11 protein-coding genes are annotated in these 13,501 nt (G+C 58.4%); 7 read left to right on the top strand and 4 right to left on the bottom strand.

Translation table 11 applies throughout. The features are described 5' to 3' along the window. Window positions 1-27: 27 nt before the first annotated feature. Both J4D97_RS07525 and J4D97_RS07520 read right to left on the bottom strand, forming a co-directional pair. Entirely contained in the window at window positions 28-858 is an 831-nt protein-coding gene (locus tag J4D97_RS07525; RefSeq protein WP_185280529.1) for a CvfB family protein, read from the bottom strand. Window positions 859-1,086: 228 nt separating this feature from the next. Further along, a complete protein-coding gene (locus tag J4D97_RS07520) occupies window positions 1,087-2,982 on the bottom strand; it encodes a hypothetical protein (protein WP_208307042.1) in 1,896 nt (631 codons plus the stop codon). 345 nt (window positions 2,983-3,327) lie between these two features. On the opposite strand from J4D97_RS07520, the gene J4D97_RS07515 reads away from it, so the two are divergent. The 3 genes from J4D97_RS07515 to J4D97_RS07505 all read left to right on the top strand — a co-directional run bounded on the left by J4D97_RS07515 (window position 3,328) and on the right by J4D97_RS07505 (window position 5,807). Further along, window positions 3,328-4,593, top strand: a complete 1,266-nt coding sequence (locus tag J4D97_RS07515) for a putative DNA modification/repair radical SAM protein (protein WP_208307041.1) — start codon at window positions 3,328-3,330, stop codon at window positions 4,591-4,593. Window positions 4,594-4,711: 118 nt separating this feature from the next. Next, a complete protein-coding gene (locus J4D97_RS07510) occupies window positions 4,712-4,885 on the top strand; it encodes a hypothetical protein (RefSeq protein ID WP_185280526.1) in 174 nt (57 codons plus the stop codon). 46 nt (window positions 4,886-4,931) lie between these two features. Further along, entirely contained in the window at window positions 4,932-5,807 is an 876-nt protein-coding gene (locus J4D97_RS07505) for an alpha/beta fold hydrolase (protein ID WP_208307040.1), read from the top strand. A 7-nt stretch (window positions 5,808-5,814) separates the two neighbouring features. On the opposite strand, the gene J4D97_RS07500 is transcribed toward J4D97_RS07505, so the two are convergent. Then, a complete protein-coding gene (locus J4D97_RS07500; protein WP_185280524.1) occupies window positions 5,815-6,255 on the bottom strand; it encodes a response regulator in 441 nt (146 codons plus the stop codon). A gap of 183 nt (window positions 6,256-6,438) precedes the next feature. On the opposite strand from J4D97_RS07500, the gene J4D97_RS07495 reads away from it, so the two are divergent. From J4D97_RS07495 to J4D97_RS07485, 3 genes are all read left to right on the top strand, one after another. Then, a complete protein-coding gene (locus J4D97_RS07495) occupies window positions 6,439-7,284 on the top strand; it encodes a TIGR03915 family putative DNA repair protein (RefSeq protein ID WP_243900199.1) in 846 nt (281 codons plus the stop codon). Between the two features lie 82 nt (window positions 7,285-7,366). Continuing rightward, window positions 7,367-8,218 (top strand): dTDP-4-dehydrorhamnose reductase, encoded by an 852-nt coding sequence (rfbD, locus tag J4D97_RS07490; RefSeq protein ID WP_208307039.1) that lies wholly within the window; start codon window positions 7,367-7,369, stop codon window positions 8,216-8,218. A 144-nt stretch (window positions 8,219-8,362) separates the two neighbouring features. After that, window positions 8,363-9,247 (top strand): 3-keto-disaccharide hydrolase, encoded by an 885-nt coding sequence (locus J4D97_RS07485; protein ID WP_208307038.1) that lies wholly within the window; start codon window positions 8,363-8,365, stop codon window positions 9,245-9,247. 115 nt (window positions 9,248-9,362) lie between these two features. Here the strand turns inward: J4D97_RS07485 and J4D97_RS07480 are convergent, their stop codons facing one another. Then, window positions 9,363-9,830 carry a VOC family protein gene (locus J4D97_RS07480; protein WP_185280520.1) on the bottom strand — a complete coding sequence of 156 codons (468 nt, stop codon included), beginning with the start codon at window positions 9,828-9,830 and terminating at the stop codon, window positions 9,363-9,365. Window positions 9,831-10,127: 297 nt separating this feature from the next. Between J4D97_RS07480 and J4D97_RS07475 the strand changes: the two genes are divergently transcribed. Next, window positions 10,128-13,487 (top strand): efflux RND transporter permease subunit, encoded by a 3,360-nt coding sequence (locus J4D97_RS07475; RefSeq protein WP_208307037.1) that lies wholly within the window; start codon window positions 10,128-10,130, stop codon window positions 13,485-13,487. Window positions 13,488-13,501: the final 14 nt, after the last annotated feature.

Genomic DNA, 13,501 nt, shown 5'->3' with positions numbered 1-13,501 from the left:
CCCTTACACTCTCTTGCCCTCCTATTCTTATTCCTCTCCCACCAGCCGCGTTTCCAGCGGCGCGAGCGTCACCAAGCCTTGCTTATACAAGCTGCCTAAGGCCTTCTTGAATATCTTTTTGCTCATGCCCAGGCGGCGGTAGATGTCGTCTGGTTCGCTTTTGTCACCGAGGGGAATAGAGCCGGTTTTGCGTAGGGCGGCCAGTAGGTCGTCGGCGGCGGCTAGGGCTTCGTCGTAGCCGGGGCGCTGAATGGTGAGGTCGAGTTTGCCGTCGGGGCGCACTTGGCGCACATAGCCTGTGTGCACGTCGCCGAGGCGCAGGGGCTTGAAGACCTCGTTGTGGTAGAGTAGGCCCTGGTGGGTGCCATCCACAATGGCTTTGTAGCCCAGGTCGGTTTCGTCGGCAATGAGCAGCTCGGCGGTGTCGCCGGCTTTGCCGGGGTAGGGCTGGTCGCTGAGGAACCACTCCCACTTGGCCGAAGCCACGATGCGGTCGGTGGTTTCATCGAGGTAGACGAACACTGTGGTACGGTCGCCGGGGCGCAGGGTGCGGCGCAGGTTGCTGTGCGGAATCAGCAGATCTTTCTCCAAGCCCCAATCCAGGAAAGCGCCCACTGCCGACACGTCACGGACGGTGAGGGTAGCAAACTGCCCGACCAGCGCGTAGGGTTCTAAGTTGGTGGCAATCAGGCGGTCCTCGGAGTCGCGGTACACAAATACGCGCACCGTGTCGCCTACCCTGGTGCCGGTTGGTATGTACTTGGCGGGTAGCAGAATGTCGCCATCGTCAGAAATCAGGTACATGCCGAAATCAACTTCGCGGGCTACTTCGAGTTCGTTATAATCACCTAAAAGCATGTAGTCAAGTAAGAATTAGAAATGAAGAATTAAAAAGGCAGAAGGCCTTTTTGAGGGCAGACTTACGCTGGTTGAACAGGTACAAGCGTGTGGTGTCCTACCGTGTTTTGAGCATCGGTGTCAGACTTTGGGAAGCAGGCCATCCTAGAGCGTTCTATTCCAAATAGCCCCGACGCTAGCAGACAAAGGTCAATTCTTAATTCTTAATTCTCAATTTTAATTAAAAGCCTACTGATACGTAGTGATGCTGGGCTGGCCGATGCTGAAATCGTTGAAGCCGTAGTAGGAGCGCGAGGATTGGAAAATCCGGAATCCGTCGCCGCTGGCTTGGCCGCGGGGGTAGTAGCCCAAGAAGAACTGGAACGTGCGCAGGACCGTGTATTCGTTTCGGAAGCGCAGACCCAGGCCGAACCCCATGTAGGGTTTATCGGCAAACGGGATGGTCTGGCCCCCGCCGGAAAGCCAGGCGGCATCTGCAAAGGCCACCGCCGCTACCCGGAAGCCCAGGAATGAAAGGGGCGTAAACACGTTGGCTTCGTAGTTTAGAATAAAGCGGCTTTGCCCACGCAGGGTTTGGTTGGAGTTGAAACCCCGCAGGCCCCGGCTACCATCAATAACCAAGGGGGCTTCTTCGGCTAACCGATTGAATCCTAAAGTGGAGCGGTTCCAGAAAAAGTGGCGCCACTGGAAGTTGCCGGTGCGGTAGAGCGGCGTGAAATATAGCAACTCGGTGTTGAGCTGGCCTTGCTGCCAGTTGTTTTGGGGGCGGAGCAGGTAGCTGCTGAACTCGGCATTGAGGTAGAGGTAGCCCCGCAGCGGACTATAGCCCGCATATGCCGCCCGAATGCCGTAATAGTGCCGGTTTTGCTTGGCGTTCAGCTCATAGCCCGTCGTGAAGCTGTAGATAGAACCCGTGGGAATGTCCTCGGTGCGGCCAAAGCCAAACAGGTATTTGTCTTTGTAATAACGGCGCACGGTGTAGCCCAGTGTGCCGTAGAGCAGGGTGTTGGTGCGGTACTCGGGGTAGGGCGACTTGATGATGCGGGTGTTGATGGCCCGCGCCGCCACTACCAGGCGGCCGGGGTTGTCGTAGCCCAAATCGTAGCTGGGCAGGTGCAGGGAGCGGCCTACCCAGATATCCTGCCGGTAGAAGCGCAGCGCCCGGTACAGCGTATCGGGGTAGCGGGTGGCGTCTACGTTGTAGTGGTCGAGGTTGAGGGCGTAGGCGTAGCGCGTGTTCACGGAGTAGAAGCTCCGGTTCAGGCTGAAACTCTGCTCTTTGTTGCGGTACTCGTCGCGCACGCGCACCTGGCCGTACAGGAAGTCGCGGAACGGCACCAGGTAACTGCCCTTGTACGACCAGCTCTGGGGCGTGCTGCGGCCGTACTGGTAGGAGTTGCGAAACTGGTGGCCCATGCCCAGAAAGTTGATGTCGCGCAGGTCGACAACCGCCGCGTCCACGTCGCGCAGCTGAAAGCCCCCGCTGATGCTGAATACGTCTTTGGTAACGACCTCAATATCCACGCTGTCGGCCGAAGTGGTGGCCTCATTCACGAACACGCGAGCGTCCAGAATCTCCGAGGTCTGGCGCAGCAGACGTTCCGATTCGGCCAGATCCAGCGGGTCTAGCTCCTGGCCGGGCCGAAACAGCAGTACCTGCCGTACCCGCGAGCGGGCCGTTTTGATGTGGAAGCTGTTGCCGGCCTTCTCCAGAAAGTTGCGCGGCGTGCGGTTTACGTCGTTGATGTTATAGCCAAAGGCATCCAGCGACGTGATGTTGATGTTGCGCACAATCTTGAAGTTGTGCCTGGCAAACTGCCGGTCTACCAGTTGGGCATCGAGACCCGCCTTGTCTTCGCGGGGCGGTGTGAAGCGAAATAGCAGAGCTGCCGCCTTGCCGGCAATGGTTTTGCGCTTGGTATATGCCTTTAGGCCATTGAGCAGGCGCTCCTCATCAAAACCCCGCCGCAACGAGTCGGGCTGCGCTATTTCGGTGGTGTCGGGCGGGAGCACCCGCACCGGCTGTTGCGCCTGCGCGGGCATTGCCCACCACAGCCAGCATCCTACCACCAGCGCAAAGCGCCAGGGCAATGACAAGCTGAAAAAGGCAACGCAGAAACGCATAGAAGAAGAGAGCAGCCGGGTGGCAACTGGCAAGTTACGAGGATTGCGCACGGTGTGGATTAGCACAGCGGCCGCGTAACGGCGGTCCGCCCCCACTAATTGCGCGCTACGTGCAACGGCCCGCCCACATTTTAAATTCAGACCGTCATGCTTCGACCAGCGGACGCCAGATGGAGCACGACGGTCAACGATGCACGCGGATTCCTCTACCAGCTCGGAATGACGGTCTACTTAGCACAAAATAGAAGTCTGCGTTACGAAACTATTTCTAAAAAAATTAGCTTAGCTATTATCTGGTTTATTGCAAATGAATCAATACTTTTGAGCCGAAAGGCAGACTTTTACATGAACGAGCGAATCCAGGAAAAACTAAGCATCTTGGCAGATGCGGCGAAGTACGATGTATCGTGCTCTAGCAGCGGTGGCAAGCGCAAAAACGTGGACAAAGGCCTGGGCAATGCCGAGGGCATGGGCATCTGCCACTCGTTCACGGAGGACGGCCGCTGCGTGTCGCTGCTCAAGATTCTACTTACCAACCACTGCATTTTCGATTGCGCCTACTGCGTGTCGCGCAAGAGCAACGACGTGAAGCGTGCCGCTTTTACGGTGGACGAGGTGGTAGACCTGACCATGAACTTCTACCGCCGCAACTACATCGAAGGCCTGTTTCTGAGTAGCGGCATTTTCTTCTCGCCCGACTATACTATGGAGCGCCTGGTGCGCATCATCAAGAAGCTGCGCACCGAGCATAAATTCAACGGGTATATTCACGTGAAGGCCATTCCGGGGGCTTCGGAGGAGCTGATTCAGGAGGCTGGCCTGTATGCCGACCGCCTCAGCGTGAATATTGAGCTGCCCTCGGAGATGAGCTTGCAAAACCTGGCGCCGGAGAAAAATTACCAGGAAATCCTGACGCCGATGGCCCAGATTCGGGATGGTATCGTGCAGAATAAGGAGGAGAAGGCCCTGTTCAAGAAAGTGCCGCAGTTTGCCTCGGCCGGCCAGAGCACCCAGCTCATTGTGGGTGCCTCGGCGGAAAACGACCACCAGATCATTCAGCTCACCGACTCGCTCTACAAGGGCTACGGGCTGAAGCGCGTGTACTACTCCGGCTACATCCCCATCACCGACGACGCCCGCCTGCCCCAGCTCACGCAGCCGCCCGTCATTCGGGAGCACCGCCTCTACCAAACCGACTGGCTGCTACGCTTCTACGGTTTCCAGGCCGACGAAATCCTGGACCCCGAACATCCCTACCTCGACCTTGAAATAGACCCCAAGCTGGCCTGGGCGCTGCGCAACCGCCACATGTTCCCGGTGGACGTGAATACGGCTGACTACCAATTGATTCTGCGCGTGCCCGGCATTGGGGCCAAGTCGGCCAAGCGCATTGTGGCGGCGCGGCGCTTCACCTCCCTTTCCCTCGACAACCTACACAAGTTTGGGGTAGTGTTGAAGCGGGCCAAGTACTTCATCACCTGCAAAGGCATGGCCCTGGAAAAGCGTGAGTACGACGAGCAAAGCATCCGTCGGCAAATCCTGTTCGGCGCGGGCTCCGTCCGTTCGGCCCTTGTCACCCAGCAACTCGACTTGTTCGCGCAGGCTGGTTAATGAGGTGATGTGCTGATAATTGAAAATCAACACATCAATTATCAGCACATCACCTCATTAGTCATCAGCACTTTACCTCATCAATAATCAGCACATCCATCACCAGCACATCAAAAACATGACCGTGTCACACCGTGCCCAAGTCCGACAGATGAAAGTAGCGCGCATGGCGTGCTGCTGCAAGTTGAGCGAGCTGCTGCCCCTGGTGCGCCAACTACACGAGCAAAGCCGGGCGGCATATTTGGCTAGCCAGACGCAGACTGGAAACCAGGAGCGTCCGGAGGCTGCTTAGGGTAGGGGCAGTGCAACCTGTCGCGGCCATTGTGGTATAGGGTCGTATGACCTACTTGCTGGAACACTACACCGTGCCTACCAACGGGCAGCAGCTGCACGTGGTGCAGTGCGGCCCCGCCGACGGGCCGCTCGTCGTGCTGCTGCACGGATTCCCCGATTTCTGGTACGGCTGGCAGCAGCAACTACAGGCGCTGGCCGAGGCGGGCTACCGCGTGTGGGCACCCGATCAGCGTGGCTATAACCGCAGCAGCAAGCCGCCCCGCATTCGCGACTACCGCATAGAAGAACTGGCCGCCGATGTACTGGGTCTGCTGGCGGCAGCGGGTAAGGAGAAAGCCACCATCGTGGGCCACGACTGGGGCGCGGCCGTAGCCTGGTGGCTGGCTACCCACCGGCCTACCTTCGTGGAGCGAGTAGCAGTGCTGAATGTGCCCCACCCGGCCGTGCTGGCGCGGGCATTGCGGCACAACGGCCGGCAGCGCCGCAGAAGCTGGTATGTGTTTTTCTTTCAACTGCCCAGGCTGCCCGAGTGGTGGCTACGCCGTCGGCACTACAAAGCCTTGCGCCGGGCGCTGCAAGGCACCAGTCGGCCGGGCACTTTCGGGCACGACGATATGGCCGCGTATCAGGCTGCCTGGGCGCAGTTGCACGCGTTGCGCGGCATGGTGAACTGGTATCGGGCCGTGCGTTACCAGCGACGCGGTGCAGCTTCCGCTACCCCGATTACGGTGCCGGTGCGCATTATCTGGGGTAGTAAAGATGCTTTTTTGCTACCCGAGCTTGCGCAGCAGAGCTTGGCGTATTGCGAGCAAGGGGAGCTGTTCTATTTGCCCGAAGCCAGCCACTGGGTGCAGCACGAAGAGCCCGCACGGGTAAACCAACTCCTACTAGAATTTTTAGAGCAGCCGAGCCGTACGTAAAGCTCGGTTAGGCATTGGGCGTACTAGCCACGGGTAACGTGTAATGAAAATGCGTTTGGAGTACGGTGTCTATCTTCTCGCGGGTCAGCGGCTTACTCAGAAAATCGGCTACGTGTAGCTGCTGGGCGCGGGCAATCTCCTGGGGCTGCAACGAGTTGGTGAGCATCACAATCACAAGGGCTTGCTGCTGGGCCGGTGGCAGTTGCCGGTATGCCTGCAAAAATTCCAAGCCGTTCATGACGGGCATATTCACATCCAAGAGCACCAGGGCAGGGTAGGCCTCATGGTCTTCCGGCTGATGATGCTGTTGCAAAAGCGTAAAAGCTTCCTGTCCGTTCTGAGCGACCAGCAATTGGTCGGCTACTGCCAGATTTTCCAACAGATGCTGGTTCAGAAAGTTGTTTACCGGATCGTCGTCGACCAGTAGAATACACGGTAGTTTTTCCACAAATACAAAAGTAGCGTGCTGGAAGAAAATCTTTTGCTAAGCTGAACGGTAAAAGGAAGCCCGCCAGCCGTGCAGGATACGTAATAAAGTCGATAAGTAGCGCCTGTGAGTTTCTTATTCCTTCTGGTTCAGGCAGCTGAATAGTTGCTCATCAGATAGAATAGGGTGCTTTATGGTATTGTTATGAATGTTAAACAACGGATTATGAGCTTGGATTACGTGTATGACGGTTCATTTGACGGCCTGCTGACGGTGGTGCTGGAAATGTATGAGCGCCAGGCGGTGCCCAACAGCGTGCAGCCCGCAGGGAGCGTGCAGGGTGGCCTGTTTACGTCTGCCATACCCATTGATACCAGCGAGGAAAAAGCCACGCGGGTGTGGAACGGTCTGCTAAAGTATATGAACGAAGAGGCCCGGCGCCGGCTCTACCACACGTTCTTGTCCGAGCGGCCCGACCGGGAGTTGCTGATCTGCCGCTTCGTGCAGCAAGCCGTGGCGGCGCGGGGTAGGGTAGACATGTCCGAGAACCTGGCCGATGATACCGTGCGCCTCATTGCCCACATCAGTCAGCAATTGGGTAGGGAAAAACACCGCATGGAAGCCTTCGTGCGCTTCGAGAAAACCCAAGACGAGCTGTTTCATGCCACCATTGAGCCGGATTTTGACGTGTTGCCGCTCATTGCGCCCCACTTCACCAAGCGCTACGCCGATCAGCGCTGGCTAATCTTCGACCGGCGCCGCGGCTACGGCCTTTACTACGACCTGCACCGCACCGACATCGTGCAGTTTGAAGCGCCTACCCCCCAGCGCCGCACCGACGTGTCGGCCACGGTGCTCGACGAGCGGGAGCCGCTGTTTCGGCTGCTCTGGCAAACCTATTTCGACCACGCCAACATCCCGGAGCGCCGCAACCTGAAGCTGCACCGTCGCCACGTACCGCTGCGCTATTGGCGCTACCTCAGCGAAAAGCAACCCCGCGAAACCCGCTTCACGCCCATCGACAACAAGCGCCCCGTGCAGAAACCGTAGTGCCCACCTGCCGCGAAAGTTCTAATTTGCGGGCCACTCCGCCGCTGGTGGCGACAGAACGTACACAGGTCTATTGATTTTTATGGGAACTACCCTTGTTTTTGGTGCCTCCGGTCAGTTGGGGCAATGCTTGCAGCACGTAGCGCAGGAGCGCGGTCTTACCGGCATCGTTTTCTTACCCGAAGAACAAGCCGACATTTTGGATGTAGCTGGTTTGCAGGCTGTTTTTGCCGAGCATAAGCCGGCCTACTGCATCAACTGCGCCGCCTACACGGCCGTGGACAAGGCCGAGGATGAGGTAGACCTAGCCCGCCGCGTCAACCGCGACGGCGCCGAAAACCTGGCCCGCCTGTGCGCGCAGCACGGCACCACGCTGCTGCACGTTTCTACCGATTTCGTGTTTGCTGGCACCGGCAACGAGCCCCTAACCGAAACCGACCCAGCCGAGCCCATCAGCGTGTATGGCCTCACCAAGTTGGAAGGCGAGCAGGCCATTGCCGCCCACACCCAGCAATTTTTCATTCTGCGCACTAGCTGGTTGTATTCTGAATACGCCAACAACTTCGTGAAAACCATGCTGCGCCTGGGTAGCGAGCGGGACGAGTTGCGCGTAATCTGGGACCAGGCCGGCACTCCTACCTACGCCATCGACCTGGCGGGCTGCCTGCTCACCATCATCGAGCAGCAAAACCAGCAGTACGGCATCTACCACTACAGCAACGAGGGCCTCACCTCGTGGTACGATTTCGCCGTGGCTATTTTCGAGCTGGGCAAGGTAGACGTGCGCACGGTGCCCATCCGCACCGCCGAATATCCCACCAAAGCCACCCGCCCCGCCTACTCCGTGATGGACAAAAGCAGCGTGAAAAAGGCCTTGAACATCAGCATTCCGCACTGGCGCGAGAGCCTACAAACGTGCATGGAGCGGTTGTAGGGTAGAGCCCCTTCTTTGCCGAGCAGCGCAGGGTTTCCGCGGCTGCAACTTCATTCTATAGATTACTTGCTGCGCAGTATAGCACGGAACAAATTTCCGCGCTATACTGCGCAGGTCGTTTCCTGTACCTCCAACTTTCCGCCCATGAAATTCCTTGTGCTCTTATCTTCTGCCGCTACGTTACTGTTACCCTCTACTTCGTTTGACCAGCCGCAGAAAGGTTGGGAGCCGCTGCTCGATAAAAACCTGAGCAAGTGGCGCACCTACGAAAGCTACCGGCACCAAAACGGTTACAAAGGGCAGCAGCCCGTCGATGCCGAAGGGAAGCCCCTAACGCCCATTGGCTACGATAAGAACGAAGCGAACGTGTTTTCGGTGGTGATGGAGCAGGGGCAGCCGGTGCTGCGTATCAGCGGCGAAATTTATGGCTGCGTGTTCACCAAGCAGGATTTCAAGAATTACGACTTGAAGCTGAAAGTGCGCTGGGGCAAGAAGAAGTGGACGCCCCGCCTGAACGAGCCCCTCGACAGCGGCATCCTCTACAACAGCCAGGGCGAATGCGGGGTAGACTACTGGCGGAGTTGGATGCTGGCCCAGGAATTTCAGGTGTCGGAGTACCGGGATGGTAATGCCATGGGTGACTTCTGGTGCATTGCCAACTCCTCGGCCGACATCCACGCAACTCACAATACCACCGAAAATACGCTGAAGTTCACGCCTGCCGCGCCGTTGCTCACCATGGGCAAAGAGGGCCGCAACTTCTGCCAGGCGTCTGCCAATTACGAGTCGCCCAACGGCGAGTGGACGGAGCTGGAATTGCTGAACGTGAACGGTCAGAGCGTACACCTCGTGAACGGGCACGTGGTACTGGCCGCCGAAAACTCCGGCTACCTCGCCAACGGTCAGCGCAACCCCTTAACGCACGGTAAAATACAGCTACAGAGCGAAGCCGCCGAGGTCTTCTATAAAGACATTATGATTAAGCCGCTGGCTGCCATGCCGGCCGCTTATAGCAAGTATTTCAAGTAGGGTATTCGGCCGGGCCAAAAGCAGAAGCCCTTTCTCTAATAAAGATCAAAGCACGTCCTTCCGACCAGCGAGGTTTCTCCCGCTGGTCGGAAGGACGTTCTTGCGTTCTATTGTCTCAAAACCGGTCGTCGTTCACTTCCACCCAAAAGCCGTCGGGGTCTTTGAGGTAGACTTGCTTGATACCGTCGGGGCGGGGCGTGGTTTGGTTCGCCTCGCCGGTCCAGCTGCCGTAGGGGATGTGCAGCTGCGTGAGACGGGCGGCAAACGCATCCAGGTCCTTCACATGGAAGGCCAGGTGAGCATTTTTGTCGTGGTCGATGACGCTGGTGGCACCTTGTATCAGGTGGAGCTGGGCGTGCGGACCAAGGCGGAGCCACACGTGCTTGCCATCGTGAAACGGCTCTGGAATTTCGGGTAGTTGCAGCACGTCTTTGTAGAACGCCACGCTCTTGGAGAGGTCGTATACATAGACGGCGATGTGGTTGATAGTAGGCGTGTTACGACTGGCGGTGCAGCCGCTGCCGAAGGCGGCTGCTACGAGGCTCAAGCCGCAACCGAGGCGCGTGAGGGTAGGGAGGGGCATACCAGAGAGAGGTAGGGTGGGAGAAAGAAATGAGTGCCGTGGATATGGTACGCAGTAAAGACACAAGATTTTGTGTCTCGTTGTCGAACGACTCACAATAGTCTCGTTCGGATAAATCATATCAGCAACAACAAGACACAAGATCTTGTGTCTCTACTACAAAACCTTTCTAAACATACGCATTTGCCGTTTGCCCGAGGCCGCATGAATACAAGGTCTGCGGTGCAACCATCAGCCCGGCCGGCGGTTCTTTAGCCGATCATTGGGCGGCGGCGCCCGAGTAACCCTGCGTGCGGTATGTGGATAGTTCGGTTGGCGCTGGCGCGCCCTTACACCTTTGTGGTCATGGCCCTGCTGATTTTGCTGGGCGGCATCATGACCATCCGCAGCATGGCGGTGGATATTTTCCCGGAGGTGAACATTCCGGTGGTGGGCGTGGTGTGGACCTACGCGGGCATGAGCCCCGAGGAAATGAACCGCCGCGTGGTGGTGATCAACCAGCGCGCCTACACCACCACCGTCAACAACATTGAGCACATGGAATCTCAATCCCTGAAGGGGGTAGGGATTATCAAGGTGTTTTTCCAGCCGGGTTCTGACCCGGCGGCCGGCGTGGCTCAGCTCACCGCCATTTGCCAAACGCTGCTGCGCATCATGCCGCCCGGCATCACGCCGCCCAACATCATCCGCTACTCGGCCTCCAACGTGCCCATTGCCCAGGCCAGCTTGTCGTCGGAAACGCTGGGCGAGTCGGACCTGTACGATGCCAACAACTCTTTTATCCGGCCGGGGCTGGCCATTGTGAAGGGGGCCTCGCTGCTCCTACCCAACGGCGGCAAGCCCAAGCAAGTGATGGTGGACCTCGACCCCGTGGCGCTGGCCGGTAAAGGACTGTCGGCCAACGATGTAGTGGCGGCCATTACCTCCCAGAATATCATCTTACCCGCCGGCACGGCCAAAATGGGCACCCGCGAGTACGACGTGCGCCTGAACAGCAGCCCCGAGGCCGTGGCCTCCCTCAACGACCTCCCTATCCGGCAGGTGAACGGTGCCACGGTGTACGTGCGCGACGTGGCGTTTGTGCACGAGGGCGCGGCCGTGCAGCAGAACATTGTGCGCCAGAACGGCCGCCGTACGGCCTTCGTGCCCATCATGAAAAGCGGCGGCGCCAGCACCCTCGACGTAATCGAAGGCATCAAGGAAGCCCTACCCAAAGTCCTAGCTAATGCCCCCGAGGGCCTCGATCTGAAACTGCTGTTCGACCAATCGTTTTTCGTGCGCGCCAGCATCAAGGGCGTGGTGGTGGAGGCGTGCATTGCGGCGGCCCTCACCGGCCTCATGATTCTGCTGTTCCTGGGTTCCTGGCGCTCTACCCTCATCATCGCGCTCAGCATTCCATTGTCGATTTTGGTGAGCATCATAGTGCTGAAGCTGCTGGGACAGACGCTGAACATCATGACGCTGAGCGGCTTGTCGCTGGCCGTGGGGATGCTGGTGGACGATGCCACGGTGGAAATTGAGAATATCCACCGCAACATGGGCCTGCGCAAGGGCCTGAAACGCTCTATTCTGGACGGCGCCCAGCAGATTGCTACCCCCGCGCTAGTGGCTACCCTCTCGATCTGCATTGTGTTTGTGCCGGTGTTTTTCCTGGCGGGCGTGGCGTCCTACATCTTCACGCCGCTGGCGCTGGCCGTGATATTCGCCATGCTGGCCTCGTATATTCTCTCGCGCACGCTGGTCCCTACCATGGTGCAGTTTCTGCTGCGCAAAGAACTCCCCATTTACCACGCCGAGGGCGGTGCCCACCTGCCCACCGAATCGGTGCGCAACCACCAGTCCGTGAGTGAGGCCGAGGTTCGCCTAGACCAGCTTCGCCGCGAGCAGGCCGAGCGCGAACATCCCAGCGGTACGGCCGAGGAAGAAGCAGAAGAACCCATCACCGAAGCCGAGCGCAAAGCTGCTAAGAGCATTGAGGAAAGCTGGGTGTGGCGCCTGCACAAGGCCTTCGACCACCGCTTCGAGGCGTTTCGGGCACACTACCGCGACGCCCTGGACTGGTCTCTGGACAACCGGCGGGCGGTGGTGCTGTGCTTTGTGGTGCTGTTTGTGGGCTCGGGGTGCCTGTATCCGCTCATTGGCGAAAACTTCTTCCCGAAGGTAGACGCCGGCGAGCTGCGCTTGCACGTGCGCGCCCCCACTGGCACGCGCCTGGAGGAAACCGAGCGCCGCTTTGCGCAAGTGGAGCAGATCATCCGGTCGGTGATTCCGAAAGACGAGCTGGAGCTGATTCTGGATAACATCGGCCTACCCGTGGTGTCGCTGAATTTGCTGATGAGCGACAACCCCGTGATTGGGGCCGGCGACGGCGAAATTCTGGTGTCGATGAAGGAGGAGCACGGCCCCACGGCCGAGTACATCCGCGAAATCCGGCGCCGCATCAACAAGGAGCAACCCGATTTGACGGTGTTTTTCCAGCCAGCCGACATCGTGAACCAGACGCTCAACTTCGGCCTACCCGCGCCCATCGACATTCAGGTGACGGGCAAAAACGTGGAGGCCAACCAGAAGATTGCTGCCAAGATTAAGGCCGACATGAGCCGCGTGCCGGGTGTGGTGGATGCTTTCATCTACCAGGCCTTCGACCTACCCCAGATGCGCCTCGACGTGGACCGGGTGCGCGCCCAGCAGGCCGGCCTGGCTCAGCGCGATATTGCCAACAACGTATTGGTGAACCTGTCGTCGAGCACCCAAACTACGCCCAACCAGTGGCTGAACCCTCAAAATGGCGTGAACTACACGGTGGCCGTACAAACCCCGCCACGCAATTTATCGTCGCTGGATGCGCTGAATACCATTGGGGTAACTGGCGCCGGGCAAGCGAATCCGCAATTGCTGAGCAGCTTTACTACGAGCCGTCGCACCGCTACCTCGGCCCTCGCTTCGGATTACAACATCCAGCGGGTGGTAGACGTGTATGCCAGCGTGGAAGGTCGCGACCTGGGTAGTGTGAATACCGACATGACCAAAATCCTCGACAAATACCGCCAAGACCTACCCAAAGGCACCACCATCACGGTGCGCGGGCAGATCGACAGCATGCGCACCTCGTTTATCGGGCTGGGCATTGGGCTGATTGGCGCTATTCTGCTGGTGTATCTGCTGATGGTCGTAAATTTTCAGTCGTGGCTCGACCCGTTCATCATCATTATGGCGCTGCCGGGGGCGTTGTCGGGCATTCTGTGGATGCTATTTGTGACACAAACCACCTTCTCGGTGCCCTCGCTGATGGGCGCTATTATGTGCATCGGGGTAGCCACGGCCAACAGTATCCTGCTGGTGACGTTTGCCAACGAGCGGCGCGAGGAAGACCCCGACCTCTCGCCCCGCGACGCCGCCCTGGATGCCGGCTTTACCCGCCTGCGGCCGGTGCTGATGACGGCTCTGGCCATGATTATCGGCCTGCTACCCATGTCGTTGGGTATGGGCGAGGGCGGCGAACAAAACGCCCCGCTGGGCCGCGCCGTGATTGGCGGCCTGCTGCTGGCCACGGTCACTACCCTGTTTTTCGTCCCGATTATGTTTAGCTACCTCAAGAAAAAAGAGCTGAATGCGGAGGCGGAAGCCGAAGTTGAACAGCAACAGGTAATCGCTTAATCTCGTCGTCCTTC

The sequence above is a fragment of the Hymenobacter defluvii genome (assembly GCF_017589435.1).
GTDB lineage: Bacteria > Bacteroidota > Bacteroidia > Cytophagales > Hymenobacteraceae > Hymenobacter > Hymenobacter profundi.
The sequence above is the reverse complement of the archived record's forward strand: the minus strand, read 5'-3'. Positions and strand labels throughout refer to the sequence as shown.